The sequence below is a fragment of the Sporomusa rhizae genome, from assembly GCF_041428845.1.
In the GTDB taxonomy this organism is placed as follows: Bacteria; Bacillota; Negativicutes; order Sporomusales; family Sporomusaceae; genus Sporomusa; species Sporomusa rhizae.
Genome location: NZ_CP156925.1, coordinates 655,458 through 676,120 on the forward strand (window position 1 = coordinate 655,458; position 20,663 = coordinate 676,120).

A 20,663-nucleotide genomic window follows, 5' to 3' on the forward strand; every position below is an offset into this window, starting at 1 on the left:
CAAAAGGAGGGCAGGTAAAATATGAAGGAAATTGTTTTTGATAATGTATGTAAGGCGTATGGTAAAACAAAAGTCATAGAAAGCCTGAATCTTAACATTAATCCTGGCGAGCGCCTGATTCTTTTGGGTGCATCCGGCTGTGGGAAATCGACAACTCTGCGGTTAATTGCCGGATTGGAGGAAATTACCTCCGGCAACTTATATATGAATGGACAACGGGTCAATGATGTATCCAGTGGTGAGCGGAATGTGAGCATGGTTTTTCAGAATTATGCCCTATATCCGCATATGACGGTAGCCGACAATATCACCTATGGACTGAGAATACAAAAGTTGCCGAAGGAGGAAATCAACAAAAGACTCAGATCTGCATTGGATATGCTGGAACTTAACGGATTTGAGGGGAGAAAGCCCAAAGATTTGTCAGGAGGACAACGCCAGCGGGTAGCATTAGCGCGGGCAGTGGTGAAACGAAGCGACTTCTTACTGCTGGACGAACCGCTTTCTAATTTGGATGCCCAGCTTAGAGGTCATGCCAGAAAAGAGTTAGTCAAGATTCATCAGACCTACCATCAAACTTTTGTTTATGTAACGCATGATCAGGTTGAGGCCATGACCGTTGGTGAGCGGATCGCACTAATGCATGAAGGTAAGTTGCAAATGATTGACACTCCCTACAATGTGTATAACCGGCCGGCCAACGTTTTTACCGCCAAGTTTATCGGTTCACCGTCAACCAATATTTTCGAGGCGCACTATGCTGAGCGGTCGATTATCGTCGGCAAACAAAGTGTCAAATTGCCTGAACTTTGGAGTGCTCATCTTGGGAAAAATGGCTGCCGGGAGTTTTATCTGGGAATTCGACCGGAACATATCCGATTGGAACGGGAAAAGACAGATAACATGTTTGTTGGAACTGTTAAATATGTTGAAGAGTATGGCAACCGTTGTGGCGTTTATTTTGATATTGAGGGCAACGAAGTTGTTGCGATCTGTGATAGGACTGAACTTAAACCAGGCAATCGTGTGTGCTTTGGGCTTGCGGCCGATAAAATTCATGTATTTGATAAGCAGACTACGATCAATATTGGTTATCCGGAGGTATATTGTGAACATTTTTATCAGTACCAATCTGTATGAGCCGGAACAATTGGCAGAGATTTTTACCTTAATGAATAAAATTGACGACTGCTCAGTAGGCATTGAATTGTTTCCGGAGTGGCAGAGTGAAGTGTTTTGCCAACAGCTTGCTGCACAAATGAAAAATTTGCAGCAGTATCCGATTTCGCTGCATGGTCCCTATTATTGCACCGAGCATAGCAAGGCCGAGGGAACGGAGGAATATGCCAGATCGATGGATTACTTTCGCCAAACGCTGGGACTGTCTAAACGGCTAAAAAGCCGGTATATCGTGTATCACCACAATAATTGCCGGGTGGAAGCGGAAAGCAGGCAGCGCATGGTAAAATCTTCTACAGAGAATCTCGCGAAACTTAGATACGAAGCGGAACGTTTCGGTGCGCGGATTGTAGTCGAAAATGCAGGTGTGCTGGCCAGAGGCAACATGTTATTTAATGAAGAACAGTTTATAGAAATGGCTGATAGCATACCTGATGATATTCTGTTGGATATCGGTCATGCTCATGCCAACGGTTGGGATTTGGTCCGGGTGATGAAAAAGCTGGCCCATAAGATTATTGCCTATCACGTGCACAATAATGATGGACATGATGATAATCACAATAGCATTCTCAATGGAACACTGGATTTTACGCAGTTTATGGCCTGTTATCGACAGTATACACCGCAGGCGGATATTGTCATCGAATACGGCAAGCAGTGTGCCCAAGAACCAGACATAATTGTAAAGGATGTTAACTATATCAAAAAGATAGTAAGTTAGCGGTTGGCAGTTATTTAGTTCTACCTATGGCAAGCTAAAAGAATAAAACTATCCAACTAATATTTTACATTTACCTCCTGGAATGTTTATATTCTGTTTGAATAAGATGTAGTAAATGAGAGGAGGTATAATAATGACGGAAGAGGATAGGAAACAGGATAAGTGTAATTGTCCTACATATCAGACACATGTGCATGAATTTGAAGGAAGTACTCAGATTGCTGAAGCGGCTACAGATCCGCACAATCACCGTTTTGCCGGGGTTTCCAGTGAATTGATACCAGTGGGAAATTGTCATGCGCATGAGATATTCACAAGTACAGATTTTTATGAAAATCATCATCATGAAGTTGGAATTCGGACAGGTCTTGCAGTTGAAGTAGGTGAGGGCAGACATGTGCATTTCGCAAGTGGAACTACCACTATGGACGACGGGCATGCTCACCAATTCCGATTTGCTACCCTAATTCAAAACCCAATTGGGGAAGAGTGCCCAGTAATGGATTAGAGCTTTGTTTAATTAATTTGCAATGATTTGCTATTTACCAAAGGACTATAATTTCATCTTGTCTGTCTTCCGTGATTTTAAAACCATTAAAGAACAAGAAAAACCTAAACACAGGAAAAAGATAAGATGGTAATAGATGGCAAAGCCCCTGACGCGTGTCGGGGGCTTTGCCTTTTTCAAAATAAAATGCACTATTCTTGAGCAACAAAGTGTACATTTTTGGTAATACCTAATTTTCTTAGGCGAACTTGCAGATTTTGCCGGTGAATGCCAAGCGACAGAGCGGCTTTGGTTATGTTACCCTTGCTTGCTGTAAGGGCATTGATGATCAATTGGCCCTCGAACTTCTCGAGTGCCTGAGGTAATGTTTGGTTTTGGATATTGGCTAACTCGACGGTGTGGGAAGGTATCGGGGAATGTTTGTGAAAATAATCGGGAAGGTAGGCTGCAGTTAAGGTGGTTTCGTTTTCAGAGAAACTGACGGCGTTTTCGAGTACATGACATAACTCGCGGACATTTCCCGGCCAGGAATAGTTTAGAAAGGTTTCTTCCAGATCAGTCGAGAGTTTGGTTAGCTGTTTGCTGTAAATTTTGCTGAATTTGTTGATGAAATACTTGGCAAGCAGTAGAATATCTTGTTGCCGCTCACGTAAGGGTGGAATATTCAAGTTAACAACAGCTACCCGATAAAAAAAATCTTCCCGCATTTTATTTTTAACCAGCAAATCGCGGCAATCCACATTGGTGGAGCTAATGATCCGGCAATTCATAAGTTCCTCCCGGTTACTGCCGAGGCGGCGGAACTTTTTTTCTTCGAGAACGCGCAGCATTTTGGCCTGCAGCACTAAGCTCATGCTGTTTATTTCGTCTAAAAACAAGGTTCCTTTTCCCGCCTGCTCCAATAATCCGGATTTGTTTTCCGCGCCGGTAAAAGCGCCTTTTGTTGTGCCGAAAATCATACTCTCCAGTAATGTCTCAGGAATGGCAGCACAATTTAAAGCGACAAACGGCTGGGATTTAGCCGGACCATAATTGTGGATGCTTTGGGCGAAAATTTCTTTTCCGGTACCTGTTTCACCTGTTAATAATATGGGAGCCAGGTTGAAGGCCGCTTTTTTGGCCTTATCAATGGCTGTGGACATTTGGGGGCTTTCCCCAATTAAACAAGCAAAGGTATAAGTTGTACCATTTTGTAAATTATCGCTGTAGTGGCAGTAGTTATGCAATTGTTCTTGTAATTTATATATTTTGTTAAGCAAATTCGTCATTTCGGTAATGTTCTTATTAATGGAGCAAACAGCCACAACTTCACCTTGTTTTTCAATAGGGATGATTGTTGAAAGCATATGTACCTCACGGCGGTCTACGGTGATGTATTTCGTGTATTTATCAAATGAAGGGTTGCCTGTACGAAATACACCGCGCAATTCATCAAGCAGATGTTGGCGCTGAGAAGGTTCAAAACGCTCAATTTTATTGTTGTAAAACAATTCGTCACCCTGTTTATTAATCACGTAGACAGCATCCTGGATATGATTAGCAATCGTTTGTAAGTATAGCAATGCATCAAAATCAGCCATTGGTTTCGTTCACCGCCTGCTAGTAATGTTTTGTCGGGAAACTAGATAGACAAAGATCTGGTGCAACAAATTAATGCGCAAAAAAATGTTGCTATTGATTAATTATAATGCTTGCAACAAAAAATGGGTAGTTCAATTGTAACGAAAAAGCCAAATAATTCAAGGGAAAATAACTTATGACAAATATGTGATTTTTGGCACGGATTTTGCGATAAAGTAATAATGATTAGAATAGTCTGAAGGTTCATTAATAACAATCAAAACAGTAAGCAAAAAATGCGTATAAATTCATTATGACAATATACATGCAGTAGCAAAGAAGAGAGGCGAATGTTTTGAACAATGACACAGTGATAGTAACAGGCAGTAAGCTTACGATTGATGAAGTGGCGCAAGTTGCCATTAATGGCGCCAAGGTGGGGATTGCTCCAGAAGCTCAGCAAAAACTGACAGAATCCAGAGAGTTTGTCTATGAGCTTGTTAACAGTAACGTTCCGGTATATGGGTTTAACACCGGAGTAGGTGCCAATAAGGATAGAAAAGTTGAGGCCGATTACTATAACCAGTTTAATGTCAATATGGTCAGGTCACATTGCGTAGCCGTCGGCCCGGAGGCGTCGCAGGCGGAAGTACGGGCTATGATTGTCATAAGGCTGAACACCTTGCTGTTAGGCTATACCGGTATGAGTCCGGCGATTGCCTACATGTACCGTGATCTTCTTAATCATAACATTACGCCGGTTGTGCCTGAACGCGGCTCAATTGGTGAGGCTGATATCGCCTGTCTTTCTCATATTGCCTTAACCATGATTGGTGAGGGGGATGCCTATTATCATGGAGAAAAGATGCCGGCTAAAGAGGCCCTGGCGAAAGCCGGTCTTGAACCGATTATGTTAGGGCCCAAAGACGGTTTGGCGTTGGTCAGCTCGAATGCATTGGCTGCAGGCCAGGGGGCGTTGGTTTTATATGAACTTAAAAAACTGATTCAGCTTGCTGATATGGTGTATAGTTTTAGTCTGGAAGCGTTTAAAGGGAATGTAAGTCCGCTTAATGAGGAGATTAACCGGGTACGCCGCTTCCGGGGACAGAACGAAAGTGCGGCTCATGTAAGAAAACTATTACAAGACAGTTACCTTTGGATTCCCCATATTGCCAATGCGCTGCAGGATCCGCTGTGTTTCCGTTGTGCCTGTCATATTCACGGTGCTGTCCGTGATTCGCTGCATTATCTTGAGGAACTTATGGATATTCAGATGAATTCCTCGGATGATAACCCTTGTGTGCTGATCAATCAAAACGCAATTATGTCTTGCGGCAATTTTGAGGTTGTCAATTGGACAGTGGCCTTTGAAATGCTGGGAATAGCATTAAGTCATCTTTCGCGGGCAGCTTGTTTCCGGACAATTAAGCTAAGCAGCGAGCATTTTACCGGTTTACCGCGCTTTTTGACACCTGATCCGGAGCATATCATTGCTTTTGGTACGATCCAAAAGCCGTTTACTGCGTTGGACGCGGAGATCAGACACCTGGCCAACCCGGTGAGTATGGATTTTTATGCTGTTGCCGGCGATATTGAAGATCATTGCAGCAACACTCCGTATGTTGTACAAAAAACACGGAAGATTGTGGATAACTTATATTACATTCTTGGCATTGAGGCCATTCATGCTGCACAAGCCTGTGATTTACGGCAGGAAAAAGAATTCAAGCTGGGTATTGCCGGTCGTGTTGTTCATCAAAAAATCCGTGAGGTTATTCCATTTTTAGCAGAAGACCGCAATCTTACCGTTGATATTGCCAATGCCTATCAATTATTGAAATCCGGCGTTCTTTTACACGCATTAAATAGTTAATTATGCCGGAACTCCTGGAAAGGCTGGTTTCAATGTGTTGCCGAAAGTTTTAACGGCAACCGGCAAGTCCGGGAAAGTACCTACAAGGGGGGGATTTGACGGTTCTATGTTGACTTGTTGTGTTTTTGTAGTAAGGAGGGGTGAATTGTTGGGAAAATAAAAAAAAGCCGCCCTGCCCTGCGGCAACAGAGCAATGCGGGAACAAAAATATAATAGTTAACCAAATTAGTTTAGCAAATTACTATGAGATTTTCAAGGAGGCCGCTAAGCCTTTTGCTGGCGTTCCTGTGAAGCCTTTGTCCTAGGTAGGCTTAAAAGTTCACGATAATGTTTGAAGATCAAACAAGGAGGTAAACAATTTGTGATTTCTGGAAAGAAAAAAATCCGTTGGGAAATCTTTGGCCCGATGACAGCGATTATTGTTGCCTGCGTTATTGCCGCAGTTACCATTCCGCAACAATTCTATAACGCCGAAAACGCGCTGGTTGAAGGCGCGATTCAAAATCTTGGCTGGCTGTTTGACCTGTTCGGCATGTGTGCCGTATTGTTTTGCTTTTATCTAATGTTTACCCGCTATGGCGATATACGACTGGGCGGGCCGGAAGCCAAACCCGAGTATTCTACCTGGAGTTGGTTTGTGCTTACATTGAAATGCGGTATTGCCATTGGAATTTTATTTTGGGGTATTGCTGAACCGCTTTATCACTTTTGTACGCCGCCGAAGGTATTGGGGATTGATCCCTATAGTGAAAAAGCAGCCATATTTTCCTTATCGACCGCTACGCTGCATTGGACGCTGACACCTTATGCCATGTATACACTGGCCGGACTGGCAGTAGGTTTGGTCCATTATAATCTCAAACTTCCGTATACGCAGGGTTCAACTTTATATCCGATTTTCAAAAAGCGCTCCTTTGGTTTTATTGGTACGTTGCTTGATAATTTGTGCCTGTTTGCTATTGTGGGCGGTGTGGCCGCCGTTATGGGTGTTCTTGCCATGCAAATCGGCAGTGGTCTCCATATTCTGGCCGGTATTACTACCGGGCCTCAGATCTGGTCAATTGTTATAGTTATCGCGACAATAGCCGCCGTTGCGTTAAGTATTAGCGGTATTAAACGCGGCATTAGCATTATGGCTAAAATTAATACAAGTATCTTTATTTTTTTGCTGATATTTGTACTTTTCTTTGGCCCGACAGCGTTTATTCTAAAATTGGGTACAGCATCACTGGGTGATTATTTGCAGAACTTTTTCACCAAATCGTTGTTCCTCAGTCCAATCGACCAGTCTGACTGGCCGCGTTGGTGGACTATATATTACTGGGCAATCTGGCTTGCTTACGCGCCAATGAGCGGGATGTTTTTTGCCCGGGTGGCTTATGGCCGGACCATCCGTGAGTTTATACTTTGTAACCTTGTAGCTACTTCGATTTTCGGTATGGTATGGTTCTGGATTTTTGGCGGATCAGCCGTATTCTTCGAATGGCAGTACAAAGGCCTTTGGACAATTATTAATCAGCCGCAAGGCGGTCTGGAAGCTTCCCTTTTTGCTTATTTGCAGAACCTGCCGCTGTCAACGGTGCTTAGCTGGGTTATGTTAGGTACTATTATTACTTCCTTTAGTACCATGGCCGATTCCATGACAACCACGGTAGCTGCCATGAACACTACCGGCAATACCAAGGATGATCCGGAGCCCCCTTCCTACATGAAGGTTGTATGGGGCGTGCTGATGGGTGGCATGGCGCTTATTACCCTGACTGCTGGTTCCGGTGGCAAAATTTCCGGTATCGATGCAACCAAAATGATTGCAACCGTAGCCGGCATACCGATTCTGTTCTATGCCATTGCCCAAGTGTATTCCATTATTTCGATCCTTATTAACCATAAGAAGTATGATGTAACCTATTACCCGGAAACTGCGGAAAAAATTAATGTTCCGGTTCATCTCCAGGAAGAGGAGGATAGGAAAGATTCTGCTGGCAGTAACGTTAAGGCGTAACCCTAGCGTTGTCTGAGTAGCCCGGCAATCAAATACATGATTGCCGGGCTGTTTTCCGGTTGTTGGACATCCCGGAGGAAGCAGCAGTGGCAAAGGAAGAGGTGAAAAAATGTTGATTAATGTTACTGTAAACGGAAAAATGCATATTCTTGAGGTTGAACCGCAGGAAAGACTGCTTGATATGCTGCGGCTGAAACTGAAGCTAACAGGTGCTAAAGAAGGCTGCGGTGAAGGAGAATGCGGTGCTTGCACGGTTATTATGAACGGGGAAGCCGTCAATTCCTGTATGATACTTGCGTATCAGGCCAGAGATGCCGAAATACTGACAATTGAAGGCTTGGCGCCTGACGGCGGACTGGATACTATACAACAAGCCTTTGTCGATAACGGTGCGGTACAGTGTGGGTACTGCACGCCCGGCATGATTATGAGTACCAAGGCGCTGCTGATGAAAAATACCAACCCGACGGAAGCGGAAATCAAAGAAGCGCTTGCCGGGAACCTTTGCCGGTGTACCGGTTATATAAATATTATCAAGGCAGTTAAGGCTGCCGCTAACGAATTGAATGGAGGCTAACCCGGATGTCCGGCTATAGGATTACAGGTTTTTTGAGGCTCAGGGACGTTTTACAGGAAATCAGGCATACCTGTGCAAAAATTGTTTTTATCAGCGGCGGCACTGATTTTATCAATAATAATGCGGGACGAAATGCGGAATTAGTGGTTGATCTTTCACAAGTCGCAGATTTAAGATATATCAAGAATTTGGGCACAGAAATACGGATTGGCGCCGGTACCCCGTTTGCCTGTCTTGCAGCAAGTCCGGTGATTCAAGAAAAAGCCAGTGCTCTGGCACAGGCGGCAGGACGGGTGGGTTCCGTACAAATTAGGAACCGGGCAACCATCGGCGGCAATATTGCAAGCGGCTCGCCGGCAGGAGACAGTTTGCCGGTGCTGGCCGCCCTGGATGCCATCATTCAAACGGACGGCCTAAACGGGCCGCGCCAATTGACACTGGCGGAGACCTTGCTAGGGCTTGAGGAAAAAGAAATTATCACTGAAATTGTGATTCCCACTCCTCCTGAGCACCGCAGCGCCTTTGTGAAAATTGGCAGCCGGTCACAAGTGACGATTGCCAAGCTAAGTCTGGCCGCGAGTATTACTTATCACAGCAGTGAGAAGGTGATTATCGCCGGCAAGGCAGCCATGGGGGCTATCGGCAGAGTACCGGTATGTCCGTTTGCTCTGCAGCAATTTTTTAGCCAACGGGTGGTTGATGAATATTTTGCCGATGATTTAGCAAAATTGCTTATCCAAACGGTAGATGAGATGATAACAGGCCGGGCTTCCCATCCTTATAAACGGGCGGCAGTAAAGGGGCTGGCTTATGACCTGACCGAAGCGCTGTTTAATGCGTGTAAATAGAATTAAACATGTTAGGAGGTAGTAGGATGGACGAAAAACCTGCGCGCAATTTCAAATATGTCGGCAGGTCAATCCCCATCGATGATGGTCCGGCAAAGGCAAGCGGGCAAATCCGGTATACCGGGGACAGGGCTGTGGAGGGAATGCTGTATGCTCAATTAGTATTCAGCCCGGTTCCACATGGCCGGATCAGGAGCATTGACACGGCAGAGGCTATGGCTGTACCCGGGGTTGTAAGAATATATACACGCGATAACTCAACCCGGATAAAATATAACGCGCAAATATGGTTTGCCGGACAGAACGCCAACGAAGACCAGGAACTTTTTCCCGAAGTGGTACGTTATGTGGGGGACACAGTTGCGGCGGTAGTCGCCGAGACGAAAGAGGCCGCCAGGACAGCGGCCGGTCTGATTAAAGCCAGGTTTGATCCATTACCTGTCGTTATAGACCCGGAGGCGGCACTTAGGGGAGAGGTTAAGCTTCATGACAGCGGCAATCCGTTTTTTACAATGGAAGCCGGCTGTGGTGATGTTAAACCTGTTATGCATAGTGGTGGTAAGAATCTTGTGGTTGAGGATCGGGTAGAGACGCCCAAAATTCATCATGCCGCTATGGAAAACCATGTGTGTATTGCCGTACCGGACCATCGGGGAAGAATGACGGTATACAGCCCCTGTCAGATTGTATATTCGGTGCGCCTTATTGTAGCCAAGGTATTAGGCGTGCCTTACCATAAAGTTCGGGTTATTAAAACTCCTATTGGCGGTTCCTTTGGCGGCAAACAGGAAATTACCCTGGAAACTTACTGCGCTTATTTTGCTAAAGATTTGAATAGGCCGGTAAAAATAGAATTTGACCGGTGGGCAAGCATAGTAGCTACCCGGACCAGAACTAAGACGGTCGGCTATGTGAAAACGGTCGTCACTCCTGAAGGCAAGATTCTGGCGCGGGATATGAACCAGATTGTTGACACCGGCGCTTATACATCCAATGGGCGTGCTATTTGTTATGCCATGGCGAAAAAATTGTTTAGGTTATATCGCATTCCTAATCAGCATTACCAGGCCATTGCTGTTCACACCAATACGGCTATAGCGGGTGCGGCCAGGGGCTATGGGTCACCACAGGTGCAGACAATTACGGAAATCAATCTGGATAATGCGGCAAGGCGATTGAAGATGGATCCTGTTGAGCTTCGGCTGAGAAACCTGGTGCATCCCTATGATAACGATCCGACAGGCGGGCCAAATCTGGGAGATGCCAGAATTATTGATTGTGTGCGCAAAGGTACGGAGGTTTTTGGCTGGACCCGAAAATGGAACAAACCCAAGCAGACAGGACGCTGGCGAACCGGTGTGGGGATGGCCTGCGCCACCCATGTTAACGGTTATTACGGCGCTTATCAGGAATTTGGTACCATGACGATTCGCATGCTGGAAGACGGCAGCATTATGCTTAACGCCGGTTTACATGACTTGGGCAATGGTACGGTAACTGCCATGAAGCAGATTGTCGCCGAAGTCCTGGATATTTCGCTGGATATGATCGAAGCGCCGGAAGCCGATACCGATATCAGTCCGTACGACATTGGCTGCCAAGCCAGCCGGGTGATTCATGTCTGCGGCGCTAACGCCATGCGGGCGGCCGAGGAACTGCGCGAATTATTTATCAAAGAAGCAGCGAAGATATTTACCTGCCATGAGGATGAGGTAACGCTGGAAAACGCCAGGATTTGGCCTGGCTGTAAACCGGAGACAGGCATGAGTTATGGTCAAATGGCGGCCACAATTCAGCAAAAAAATCAGGTTGAGCTTATCCGGACCGTCACCTATCAGTCACCGGCCAACCCCGGCTCTTATGCCGTCAATTTTGTGGAAGTCGCGGTTGATACCTTCACCGGTTTTGTCAAAGTTACCGATGTCGTAGCGGTACATGATGTCGGTCAGGCAATTAACACGGGGTTTGTCGAGGGGCAGATCCACGGTGGCATACAAATGGGATTAGGTATGGCAATTTCCGAAGATCTTGATTATGATGAAAAAACCGGTATTGCCCGCGGCAGCCGCTTTAGCAAATATCATTTGATTAATGCGCCGGATATGCCGCCTGTTAAAGTTATCTTGATTGAAAATGGTGGAGAGTATGGGCCTTATGGCGCCAAAAGTGTGGGTGAGATTGCAACAATCCCGATTACTGCCGCAACAGTAAATGCCATCAATCATGCGCTTGACACCAATCTGACCGCATTGCCGGTTACTCCCGAGAAGATTATGGCCGCGCTTAGAATACGGCAGGCCAATTAACAAGAAAAAGCTGCCTTAGCTTATCGCTTTATCGATAGCTAAGGCAGCTTTCTCTTTGCATGCAAAACATGCCGTCTTTTTCCTGTTATAAAATTAGCCGATATAATTTCCCCGGTCTGCCTTTGGCTGTGGCAAATTCTTCACCAACATACTTCACCAAACCAGCGTCACAAAGACCGGTAATGACCCTGCGGATATTCTGTTGAGTCACCGATAATTGCCCGGCCAATTGGGCCACCGTAAAGGTATCCCACCCCATTCGCCGTATGGTTGTCTCAATTTTTTTGTAAGTCTTGATTCCTACCGCTGCCCGGTGCAGTTTTTCCAATAACTCGGCGTCATTAGAGTAATAAGAGTAGCTTAATTCATTTTCCTGGTTAACCGCTTCAATAATGATCCCGTCATCTTGCACAATGACGATCCCGCCACCGGCTTTTCCTCTGGAGTTGCGAAGTGCGCGATGGGCGTTAATTTCAGCAGCAAAAACGGTTTCACCATACCCGATACCGGCGGTAACCGGAACATCAAAATCAATAGCTATATCAAGTTGTTGAATGGTATCCTGCAACATGTTTATTTCTTGCTCAACGGCTCCACGCGAACTAAAAATTTCATACACGCCATTTCCCTTATCTAACAGATATCCGTCCAATTCTTTACAAAGAGGCAGTAAAACCCCCTTCAGCTTCAATTCTAACTCTTGGAGAATATACGGGGTCTTAGCCTTCTCAATGATCTCATCATACTGGCCAATTTCAATAATTACCAAACCCACTTGAGTATTTTTAAAATAGGATGCCTTTACTTTTTCCGTAATTATTTTCAGGGACTGATAAATTTCCTGTTCCGTCAAGGTAAGCACATAAACGGGCACGCCTTGTTTCTGAAGTGCATGAAAAACTGTACGCAGCGCGGTGATGGCCCCATCGATCTTTCCTTCCTGCCATAAACGCCGATGAAAATCAATGATATCTTCCGGATTGTAGCGGCTATTATAATACTTAATATACACATCATGCCACGGAATACCGGTTTCCTCGAGGTAGCGTTCGATATCCATCAAAGATTCAAAAATATCTACAGAGAGGCGCTGAAAAATTACCTTATTGTCAAACGCTACTTGTAGACAGCTCATATAAAATCCAGCTCCCGTAGGCTGGCAATAAGCTAAATTATCGTCAGAAGCCAAAAACTTTTTAGCAATGACGTAGGTAACCGGCCCGGAAAAAAGCCACCCCTTTACCTTTGCCTGATTTTCTTGCAAAATAGGTATAATTTCATTCTCGTCCTCGAAAGTAAACGGAATAAATTGAATGCCATGGTCAAAGTTTTGGGCCACTGCCAGAATACGTTCTACCGACTGGGTTGGGCCGATTATGCCAATTCGATGCGCCATACTACTACTCCCTCAGTTTTGTAATAATAACTTGTCTATCATATACTATTTTACTAAAACATAACCCTCTTACAACATAAAAATGGGAAAATTATTGTTTTAACTAACCAACAAAGGGATTTTGGCACTTGGCCAAAATCCCTTTGCTAGCATCACACTACGTAAAAAGTGTCAATAAATATACAAATCTAATTCTTGGGATAGATCGGCCAGTATCTTCATTCCTGCAATACTGTTGCCCTTATCGTCCAGCGCCGGGCTGAACACGCCGATACCCATGCTTTTGGGTACGACGGCTATTATTCCTCCGCCTACCCCGCTTTTAGCAGGAATACCAACATGCGCGGCAAAGGTACCTGATTCATTATATAAACCGCAAGTAGACATTACGGCTTTGACGATATGGCATATTTTTTTACTGACAATACGATGATTACTTTTCGGTACGATCCCATTATTAGCAAGGACAACCCCCATAGCAGCAAGATCTTTGCAAGTAACATTAACAGAACAAAGCCGAAAATATACGTCCAGCAGTTCTTCTGCATCTCCATCAATAATACCCGTACTTTTCATATAGTAAGCCAAAGCACGGTTTCGATTACCGGTAAGAGACTCCGACCGATACACTTGTTGATTTATGGAGAGGGCGGGATTACCGGTCATGGTTTTCATAAAATCAAAAATTCGGTTGAACTTTTCCGTATAGGTCGCCCCTTGAACAAAAGGGATAGTAGCAATGGCTCCGGCATTAATCATTGGATTTAGCGGTTTGTGCATATTTTTTATTTCTAAGCTGGCGATAGAATTGAATCCGTCTGCAGTAGGCTCTACACTAATAGTTTGGAATATTTTATCAAAATCACAATCCATGAGCGCGCAAATAAACGTTATGATCTTAGAAATGCTTTGGATAGTAAATGAAACATCATAGTCGCCTACCGAATATTCATTGTTATCAATATCCATTACACAAATTCCCAATAACTGCGGGTCAACTTTTGCCAGCTCCGGTATATAATTGGCTACCATTCCCTGTGCAGTCAATGCTCTGTTTTGGGCGAGCAGATTGCTCAAAAGCGCTTGCATTACGATATCCTCCTCTGCCAGTAAGTAAGCTAAAATCCGTCTTTAACAGACTGTATTCCACCCGGAAAAGGAAAGTCTGGCTAACTCTCGGTAGCAGTGGCTGGTTGCCGTTTTGTCACCAAACTTACCAAAACAGTAACCCCAATATTTACCATCAGGGCAATAATTCCCACATTGCAGTCCTGAACTGCCTGCGGCCAAGTCGGAAACAGCGTACTCATCGTCGTTTTGGTGATAGTAACATACGCAACGACCGCGATACCAGCCAGGATACCGGCAATAGCCGCCTGTTTCGAAACCGGGTTATTCTTTAACAGACTGCAACACACCGCCGGCGCCAGCTGGGTTACAAAACTATATCCCATCAGCAGCAATACGATGATTGCGCTGCCGCCTTGCAGAGTAAAATATACGGCAATCAAGGCAACAAAAGGAACTAAGCCTTTGGCAATTTTCCCGACTTGTTCGTCACTAACAGAAGGTACAAAAACTTTATACACGTTTTTCGCTAACAACGTCGACGCTGCCATGAGGATCATCGAACCCGGAACCAATGCGGTCAATAAGCCGGCAGCACCTATAATACCGACAACCCAGGGATCGAAGGTTTTCATCGAAAGTTTAATTAAGGAAAGATCAGCAGCCGCGCCGGTCAATCCCGGAATCTGACCAATTGCCGTAAAGCCCACAAGAAAGATTAATACAGACATTAATTGATACACAGGCATAATAGTCGCATTTTTGCGGAACACGTTTGCATTTTTGGCAGAAAAAACGGAGGCAAAGGAATGCGGCCACAGCCAAGCTCCGAGAGTTGTTAAGAACACAGTGGAGGCGAACCAATGGGTACTTAGCCCTTTTTCCGGCAGCGCCAAGAATCCCGGTTTTGCCGCATTCACCGATTCGAACATGGGCTGAATGCCTCCATAGTAATGGTAGGGAAGATAGATTCCTAAAAAGAGTGCCACAGCAAGGATGAGAGAATCTTTTACTACCGAAATCCAGGCCGAGGCGTGAATCCCGGAAATCATAACATACACGGTTACCGAAAATACGCCAAGCCAGATGGCTGTAGAGGAAGATATCAAGCCATAAGAGGTTTCAGAAACAATAATACCTAAGCCTGTTAACTGGAGCACTAAATACGGCACCATAGCGACAACGCCAACGAAGGCTACCAATACACCTAACATGGGACTGTTGTATTTTTTGACGAAAAAATCGGATTGGGAAACTAAGCTATGCTCTTTGGCATAGCGCCAGATGGGCGGTAGTAAATAATACGCGATTACATACATGAGGGCACCATAGCCGAGAATATAATAGGTGGGACCGCCGCGGCCGTAAGCCCAGCCACTGGCACCGAGAAAAGTAAAGGTGGTATATATTTCTCCCGCCATAAGCAAAAAGATAAAAATGGTTCCGAATCCTCTGCCGCCCACGCTCCATTGTTCCAAACTCATTTCTTTCCCTTTTTTGGAGCGGATCCCTAAGTACAAGGAGAAAAGTAGGAAGGCAAAAATTATAATAAGTGCTTGCATCTTATCCATTAGTCCTTCTCCTTCCGTACTGCTGGATCAAACCGGTACACAATAGACATTATAACTGCGGTAAGAACAACCCATAACACTTGCCAAAACAGCAGAAATGGCAGCCCTAGTACATAGGGAGTAACTCGATTCACAAAGTAAATGCCCCCAACAATAGCTATCACAGGTATCAATGATAATAAATGAATCCATTGCATAATTAATTGCATCCTCCTTATCGATCAATCGTCAGCTAAAAGCGCAAATGCGGTATGTACGAACAATGTTACTCCCATGGCCAGCGAATCTTCATCAACTGTAAATTTGGGATGGTGCATCGGATAAACGAATCCTTTCTCCTGATTTCCTGTTCCCACAAAAACATAACATCCCGGGACTTCATTGGCATAGAAAGAAAAGTCTTCACTGCCCATTAAAGGCGCAACAGTTGCAACAGCCTCCTTGCCCCAGATATTTTCAATTGTTTTTTCGACGATCCCGGTGACTTTTTCATCATTGATGACACAATCATACCCGTGATGATACTCAAATTTATAGGAAGCACCATGCGTTTCCGTAATCCCGCGAATGATTTTTTCCAGTAAATCGGGAACAGCCTGACGCATTTCCTTACTGAAACTTCGCACAGAGCCACTCAGGCTAACTGTGTCCGGAATCACATTATAAGCAGTTCCACTATGAAACTTTGTCACAGAGATAACTAATTTTTCCATCGGATCAGTTCTTCTGGCTACAATGTGCTGCAGGTTGGTTACAACTTGGGCTCCGATAGCGATTGGATCAATGGTTAACTGCGGCTGGGAAGCGTGCCCGCCTATTCCTTGAATTGTTGCATCAAAGGTATCGGAGGCAGCCATGGCCGGACCATAAATCACACCAATTTTTCCAGCCGGAATATGGCTCATAAGATGTAAACCCATGACCCGGTCCACGCCTTTCAGCGCGCCCGCTTTTATCAGATCTTTGGCACCGCCGGGAAATAATTCCTCCGCATGTTGAAAGATAAACCGAACTTCCCCTGGTATTTGCTGCTGCAATTGGGAAAGAATTTTAGCGGTTCCCAGCAGCATCGCAGTATGTCCGTCATGTCCACAAGCATGCATGACTCCCGGGTGCTTGGAAACAAAATCAAAACCATTTTCTTCTTGTATTGCCAGCGCGTCCATATCCGCCCGCAACGCTAGAACTTTCCCCGGCCGGCTGCCGACAAGGCGAGCTACGACACTTGTTTTAGTTGGTCTGGTAATTTCTAAATTCCCAAACGCAGTAAGAGTTTCGTAGACAAATTGCGCCGTTTTTTCTTCCTGGAAAGATAATTCCGGATACTGATGCAAGTATCTTCTCCAGCCAATCACCTCGTCTTTTACTGTTTCGATCAAATTGTCAATAACCATGGTTCACCCTCTTCTTCCCATTAGAGTTGCGCGATTGCTGATTAAACCGCCTGGTGCTCATAACACCTCCTTCATTTTAACAATATAAAAGCAAATATTGCTAAAATGATTGTAACTCATCCTATAATTACTAGCAAGAACTTTCTTACTATTTTTTAAACTTAACTTATCCTGGGATAGTGCATGGGCTATTATCAACTTTAAACTGGAAGATCTTGCACTTTTTTGCAGGATTTTTTATATTTTACTGGTAAATAAAGTAGTATTGGTCATTGTAATTTTACAAAAAATAGATCCATTCATGTAAAAGTAAAAAGATTACGGTGACAGTTTAGAAGATTATTGTAGAGACTATTAAAATTAGGAGGGCAAAATCGTGAGAAAATATGTATTATTAAGCTTGGCAATCGCCTTGATCATATATTCTGGCATCGGGGTTAGCTACGCGAAGGAAAATCCTTATGGAAATCTGGAAGTAAATAGAATTGATCTAAATGACAACTTCATAAATTATTATGTTTTGCATAAGCAAAAGGATCAGGATACAAAGAGTAAAGGACTGATTATTTATCTTACCGGTAGTGGAATGGATTGTGCCCTTGGGTTACAGCAAGAGGGAGCTTGGCAACATGACGAACTTTTAATAAAATCAATAAACAAATATTTATCACCTGATTTTGATATTCTTGTGCCTGAGAAAATGAATATTAATCTGGGAAAAGACCAAACTGATGATCCGAAAGTTTTTGAGCATTATACACTGGAAGAGCGAGTTGCAGCGGCACAATTAGTGATTGATACCTTTCTGGAAAATCATCAATATAACAAGGTTTATCTAATGGGAGCATCCGAGGGTGCTCAAATTTTACCAAGGGTTTATAATACTCTGCGGACAAAAAATAAAATTGCGAAATTAGTTGTATTAGGGAGCGGCGGACTATCGCAGTACGAAGAGTTTAAAGTCCTGCAACAATCTCCTCTGCCTATGCCTGAGCCGTACCGGCAACTGTTAATGGAAGCCGACAGTGTCATGGAAGCCATACGCTCTAATCAGGATGTGCATGATAAATGGTATGCCGGTTATCCCTATAAACGTTGGGCGGGATTTTTCCCCTATCGTCCATTGGATGATTTCGTAACAATCGATATTCCGATATTTTTAATACAAGGTACGAAAGATATCAGCGCGCCCATTGAAAGTTCGCGGGTCTTTGCAGCAGAATTCAAACGGTTGGGCAAGAATAATCTAACTTATGTTGAATATAAAAATGGGGATCATCGGTTGAACGGTGATTTCAAAAAAACACTAGCCGAAATAGAAAATTGGTTAGTGAAAGGGACTGTAGAATAAAGTAATATTGGTAACAATAATTTTATAAAGAATAGAATGACACTGGCGCTTAAAATTAAAAGCTATGGATCATCCATAGCTTTTAATCATTTATGCATTTTCAAGTACGGCCGATTTTCCCCTCACGCTGAGCAGTATTCCGAGGATTAGCAAGACGAAAGCGGCTAAATATGGAGCTGTTGGGCTTAGTTCCTCAGCAATAAGGCCGGCGGCGACGGGGGCAATTCCTGCGCCCAGCCAGCGGACAAAATTATAGGCGCTAGAAGTAATATTGCGGGGATAAGGGGAAATATCCATGACATAGGTGGTAAATAATGAATTATTAACCCCGCAGGAAAGACCAGATAAGATAATTAATGCCAACTGCATTGTCTTATTGTCAATTAAATAGATGCCCAGTGTGATACATGCAAAGACAAGGAGACTTGCCAGATCAATTGCTCTAATGGCGCTTTCTGCTCCAGGTAATGAGAAAGCTTGGCCGAGCCAAGTGCCAGCATAAGCCCCCAGGCAAAGAAAACAAATCCCAGCTCCAGTGCCGATAAGTGCAAAAGCAGCGGTGAATACGCTAAAATGGTGAAAAAACCAAAATAATAGAGCATAGCGGCAACGGCAGCTTTCATAAAAGAAACGTTGCGGAACAATGCCGCAAGGTCCCGAACCCCGTGGGAATGTGTCGTTGTTGATTGTGGCTGCCGAATAAGAAATAATACGCAGAGAAATGCGGCAAAAGCCAAAACGCTTGTGGTGGCAAAAGGGTAACGCCAGCTGATTTCACCGAGCATACCCCCTAACAAAGGGCCTGCTGCCATACCCAGTCCCACGGCGGCTTCGAAGAGTCCGATTGCCGTACTGGTACTGGGCGCAAAAGCAATGGTGATTGTCATTGCAGTGGCAAAAAAAAGTGCATTGCTGAAGCCCCAGCCTGCGCGAAATAGGGACAACTCCGGAATGGAATTGGATAATGCGCATAACATGACTTGCGACAGATACCAAAAACAAACCGGTTGTCATCACCGGTTTTTCACCAAACCGGTTTGCCGCCAGTCCGGCCGGAATCATTATAAAAGCCATGGTAAAGATATAGGCAGTAAAAAGCATTTCTATTTCCCAGTGTTTAGCACCAAGCTGCTTAGCAATTATCGGTAAGATGGGATCGACAACGCCAATGCCCATAAATGCCAAGAATGTAGCGAAGGCTATAATGTACATAGATATAGTATTTTTTGGTAGATAAGACATAAAAAACACTCCTTTTGTGGGATATTTCCTGGATAAATTAGTGGTAAGTCAAGGCAGGGGTAAGTTAAATTATAACGAATGTAATGATATATGAAAAATACTTATAAAATTAGTTTTCCATATATAAAATATATGGATATGGAGTGAGTAATCGATGGACCTGCGGCAACTTAAGTATTTCCTGGTAATTGCAGAGGAAGGGCAGATAACAGGCGCTGCCAAAAGACTAAATATGGCACAGCCGCCATTAAGCCAGCAAATGAAAACATTGGAGAATGAGTTGGGCGTACAGTTATTGGAACGCAGCAGCCGCAGCGTCCGCCTGACTGAGGCCGGACAAGTACTCAGGGATCGGGCGGAACAGGTTTTCGAGCTCTTAGATACTACTCGCAAGGAATTGAAGGATTTTCATGCCGGAATTCGTGGGACATTATCTATTGGAACAGTAGCTTCTTTTGGAGTAGCATTATTGCCGGAGTATATCAGGGAATTTCGCGAACAATATCCGCAAGTTACCTTCCAGTTATGGGAAGGGGATACTCATCGTATTACCGAGTTGCTTACTAGCGGAGTCGTGGAAATTGGCATCATCCGGTCGGCACATGACGAGAATATTTTTCATTCTATTTCCTTACCCCCGGAACCACTGATAGCGGCGGTACATCGTAATTACTGCGAAATTATTACAGATCGTAAGTATTTGAACCTGGCGGACTTAAAGGGGCAGCCGCTTTCCATTCACCGCCGGATGGAGTCGCTGATTTTTCAGAGCTGTATACAAGCCGGTTTTGAACCGGCAATTATTTGCAAAGGGGATGATGTCCGCTCGCTATTAGCCTGGGCCGATCATGGAGTGGGAATTGCAATTATACCACGGTCTGCCGCTGAACTGGTTCCTACAGCTCATTTGGATATTTATGAAATAGTTAATCCGCGCATTGAATTACCGCAAACCATTATCTGGCGAAAACAAGGGTATATATCCGCGCAGGCCCGTGGATTTTTGCAAAAAATCACTGAAATAGTTTCTGGTTCGACTGGACATTGACTTTTGGAGAATTGCA

17 protein-coding genes and 1 pseudogene are annotated in these 20,663 nt (G+C 44.4%); 10 read left to right on the forward strand and 8 right to left on the reverse strand.

Going from position 1 to position 20,663, the window contains the following annotated elements:
* The first annotated feature begins 21 nt into the window (after window positions 1-21).
* The 3 genes from SRRS_RS02985 to SRRS_RS02995 all read left to right on the forward strand — a co-directional run bounded on the left by SRRS_RS02985 (window position 22) and on the right by SRRS_RS02995 (window position 2,411).
* Window positions 22-1,140, forward strand: a complete 1,119-nt coding sequence (locus SRRS_RS02985; RefSeq protein ID WP_371366095.1) for an ABC transporter ATP-binding protein — start codon at window positions 22-24, stop codon at window positions 1,138-1,140.
* A complete protein-coding gene (locus SRRS_RS02990; protein ID WP_371366097.1) occupies window positions 1,109-1,903 on the forward strand; it encodes a sugar phosphate isomerase/epimerase family protein in 795 nt (264 codons plus the stop codon). The genes SRRS_RS02985 and SRRS_RS02990 overlap by 32 nt, the downstream gene beginning before the upstream one ends.
* A gap of 133 nt (window positions 1,904-2,036) precedes the next feature.
* Window positions 2,037-2,411: a YmaF family protein gene (locus SRRS_RS02995; protein ID WP_371366099.1), complete on the forward strand. Its 375-nt coding sequence runs from the start codon at window positions 2,037-2,039 to the stop codon at window positions 2,409-2,411.
* 191 nt (window positions 2,412-2,602) lie between these two features.
* Here the strand turns inward: SRRS_RS02995 and SRRS_RS03000 are convergent, their stop codons facing one another.
* Complete coding sequence (locus SRRS_RS03000) at window positions 2,603-3,991, reverse strand: sigma-54 interaction domain-containing protein (protein WP_371366101.1); 1,389 nt, start codon at window positions 3,989-3,991, stop codon at window positions 2,603-2,605.
* 335 nt (window positions 3,992-4,326) lie between these two features.
* Here SRRS_RS03000 and hutH point away from each other — a divergent pair, with 335 nt between their 5' ends.
* From hutH to SRRS_RS03025, 5 genes are all read left to right on the forward strand, one after another.
* Window positions 4,327-5,844: a histidine ammonia-lyase gene (hutH, locus tag SRRS_RS03005; protein WP_371366103.1), complete on the forward strand. Its 1,518-nt coding sequence runs from the start codon at window positions 4,327-4,329 to the stop codon at window positions 5,842-5,844.
* A gap of 361 nt (window positions 5,845-6,205) precedes the next feature.
* Entirely contained in the window at window positions 6,206-7,846 is a 1,641-nt protein-coding gene (locus SRRS_RS03010) for a BCCT family transporter (protein ID WP_371366105.1), read from the forward strand.
* 109 nt (window positions 7,847-7,955) lie between these two features.
* On the forward strand, window positions 7,956-8,423 hold the full coding sequence (locus SRRS_RS03015) for a (2Fe-2S)-binding protein (RefSeq protein WP_371366107.1): 468 nt from the start codon (window positions 7,956-7,958) through the stop codon (window positions 8,421-8,423).
* 5 nt (window positions 8,424-8,428) lie between these two features.
* Window positions 8,429-9,271 (forward strand): xanthine dehydrogenase family protein subunit M, encoded by an 843-nt coding sequence (locus SRRS_RS03020; RefSeq protein WP_371366109.1) that lies wholly within the window; start codon window positions 8,429-8,431, stop codon window positions 9,269-9,271.
* 26 nt (window positions 9,272-9,297) lie between these two features.
* Window positions 9,298-11,577, forward strand: a complete 2,280-nt coding sequence (locus SRRS_RS03025) for a xanthine dehydrogenase family protein molybdopterin-binding subunit (protein WP_371366110.1) — start codon at window positions 9,298-9,300, stop codon at window positions 11,575-11,577.
* An 85-nt stretch (window positions 11,578-11,662) separates the two neighbouring features.
* Here SRRS_RS03025 and SRRS_RS03030 read toward each other — a convergent pair whose 3' ends face one another.
* The 5 genes from SRRS_RS03030 to SRRS_RS03050 all read right to left on the reverse strand — a co-directional run bounded on the left by SRRS_RS03030 (window position 11,663) and on the right by SRRS_RS03050 (window position 17,006).
* The gene (locus SRRS_RS03030; protein ID WP_371366112.1) at window positions 11,663-12,973 is read right to left on the reverse strand and encodes a hypothetical protein; all 1,311 of its coding nucleotides are present in this window, start codon (window positions 12,971-12,973) and stop codon (window positions 11,663-11,665) included.
* Window positions 12,974-13,144: 171 nt separating this feature from the next.
* Window positions 13,145-14,062 carry a glutaminase A gene (gene glsA / locus SRRS_RS03035; protein ID WP_371366113.1) on the reverse strand — a complete coding sequence of 306 codons (918 nt, stop codon included), beginning with the start codon at window positions 14,060-14,062 and terminating at the stop codon, window positions 13,145-13,147.
* Between the two features lie 80 nt (window positions 14,063-14,142).
* Window positions 14,143-15,612, reverse strand: coding sequence for a sodium:solute symporter (locus SRRS_RS03040; protein WP_371366115.1), 1,470 nt, complete (start codon window positions 15,610-15,612; stop codon window positions 14,143-14,145).
* The gene (locus SRRS_RS03045; RefSeq protein WP_371366117.1) at window positions 15,612-15,809 is read right to left on the reverse strand and encodes a DUF3311 domain-containing protein; all 198 of its coding nucleotides are present in this window, start codon (window positions 15,807-15,809) and stop codon (window positions 15,612-15,614) included. Before SRRS_RS03045 ends, SRRS_RS03040 begins: the two co-directional genes overlap by 1 nt.
* A 24-nt stretch (window positions 15,810-15,833) precedes the next feature.
* Complete coding sequence (locus tag SRRS_RS03050) at window positions 15,834-17,006, reverse strand: M20 family metallopeptidase (protein ID WP_371366118.1); 1,173 nt, start codon at window positions 17,004-17,006, stop codon at window positions 15,834-15,836.
* Between the two features lie 376 nt (window positions 17,007-17,382).
* Here SRRS_RS03050 and SRRS_RS03055 point away from each other — a divergent pair, with 376 nt between their 5' ends.
* On the forward strand, window positions 17,383-18,357 hold the full coding sequence (locus SRRS_RS03055; RefSeq protein WP_371366120.1) for a hypothetical protein: 975 nt from the start codon (window positions 17,383-17,385) through the stop codon (window positions 18,355-18,357).
* A 90-nt stretch (window positions 18,358-18,447) separates the two neighbouring features.
* Here the strand turns inward: SRRS_RS03055 and SRRS_RS03060 are convergent, their stop codons facing one another.
* Window positions 18,448-18,726, reverse strand: a complete 279-nt coding sequence (locus tag SRRS_RS03060) for a hypothetical protein (protein ID WP_371366121.1) — start codon at window positions 18,724-18,726, stop codon at window positions 18,448-18,450.
* 14 nt (window positions 18,727-18,740) lie between these two features.
* A pseudogene (locus tag SRRS_RS03065) lies at window positions 18,741-19,599 on the reverse strand (MFS transporter).
* A gap of 154 nt (window positions 19,600-19,753) precedes the next feature.
* Here SRRS_RS03065 and SRRS_RS03070 point away from each other — a divergent pair.
* A complete protein-coding gene (locus SRRS_RS03070) occupies window positions 19,754-20,647 on the forward strand; it encodes a LysR family transcriptional regulator (RefSeq protein WP_371366123.1) in 894 nt (297 codons plus the stop codon).
* Window positions 20,648-20,663: the final 16 nt, after the last annotated feature.

What these genes read in the sequence shown, in the direction of transcription:
- SRRS_RS02985 (WP_371366095.1), top strand. Translation starts at nt 22, where the DNA reads ATGAAGGAAATTGTTTTTGATAATGTATGTAAGGCGTATGGTAAAACA.
- SRRS_RS02995 (WP_371366099.1), top strand. Translation starts at nt 2,037, where the DNA reads ATGACGGAAGAGGATAGGAAACAGGATAAGTGTAATTGTCCTACATAT.
- SRRS_RS03000 (WP_371366101.1), bottom strand. Translation starts at nt 3,991, where the DNA reads ATGGCTGATTTTGATGCATTGCTATACTTACAAACGATTGCTAATCAT.
- SRRS_RS03015 (WP_371366107.1), top strand. Translation starts at nt 7,956, where the DNA reads ATGTTGATTAATGTTACTGTAAACGGAAAAATGCATATTCTTGAGGTT.
- SRRS_RS03020 (WP_371366109.1), top strand. Translation starts at nt 8,429, where the DNA reads ATGTCCGGCTATAGGATTACAGGTTTTTTGAGGCTCAGGGACGTTTTA.
- SRRS_RS03025 (WP_371366110.1), top strand. Translation starts at nt 9,298, where the DNA reads ATGGACGAAAAACCTGCGCGCAATTTCAAATATGTCGGCAGGTCAATC.
- SRRS_RS03030 (WP_371366112.1), bottom strand. Translation starts at nt 12,973, where the DNA reads ATGGCGCATCGAATTGGCATAATCGGCCCAACCCAGTCGGTAGAACGT.
- glsA (WP_371366113.1), bottom strand. Translation starts at nt 14,062, where the DNA reads ATGCAAGCGCTTTTGAGCAATCTGCTCGCCCAAAACAGAGCATTGACT.
- SRRS_RS03040 (WP_371366115.1), bottom strand. Translation starts at nt 15,612, where the DNA reads ATGGATAAGATGCAAGCACTTATTATAATTTTTGCCTTCCTACTTTTC.
- SRRS_RS03045 (WP_371366117.1), bottom strand. Translation starts at nt 15,809, where the DNA reads ATGCAATGGATTCATTTATTATCATTGATACCTGTGATAGCTATTGTT.
- SRRS_RS03050 (WP_371366118.1), bottom strand. Translation starts at nt 17,006, where the DNA reads ATGGTTATTGACAATTTGATCGAAACAGTAAAAGACGAGGTGATTGGC.
- SRRS_RS03060 (WP_371366121.1), bottom strand. Translation starts at nt 18,726, where the DNA reads ATGCAGTTGGCATTAATTATCTTATCTGGTCTTTCCTGCGGGGTTAAT.
- SRRS_RS03070 (WP_371366123.1), top strand. Translation starts at nt 19,754, where the DNA reads ATGGACCTGCGGCAACTTAAGTATTTCCTGGTAATTGCAGAGGAAGGG.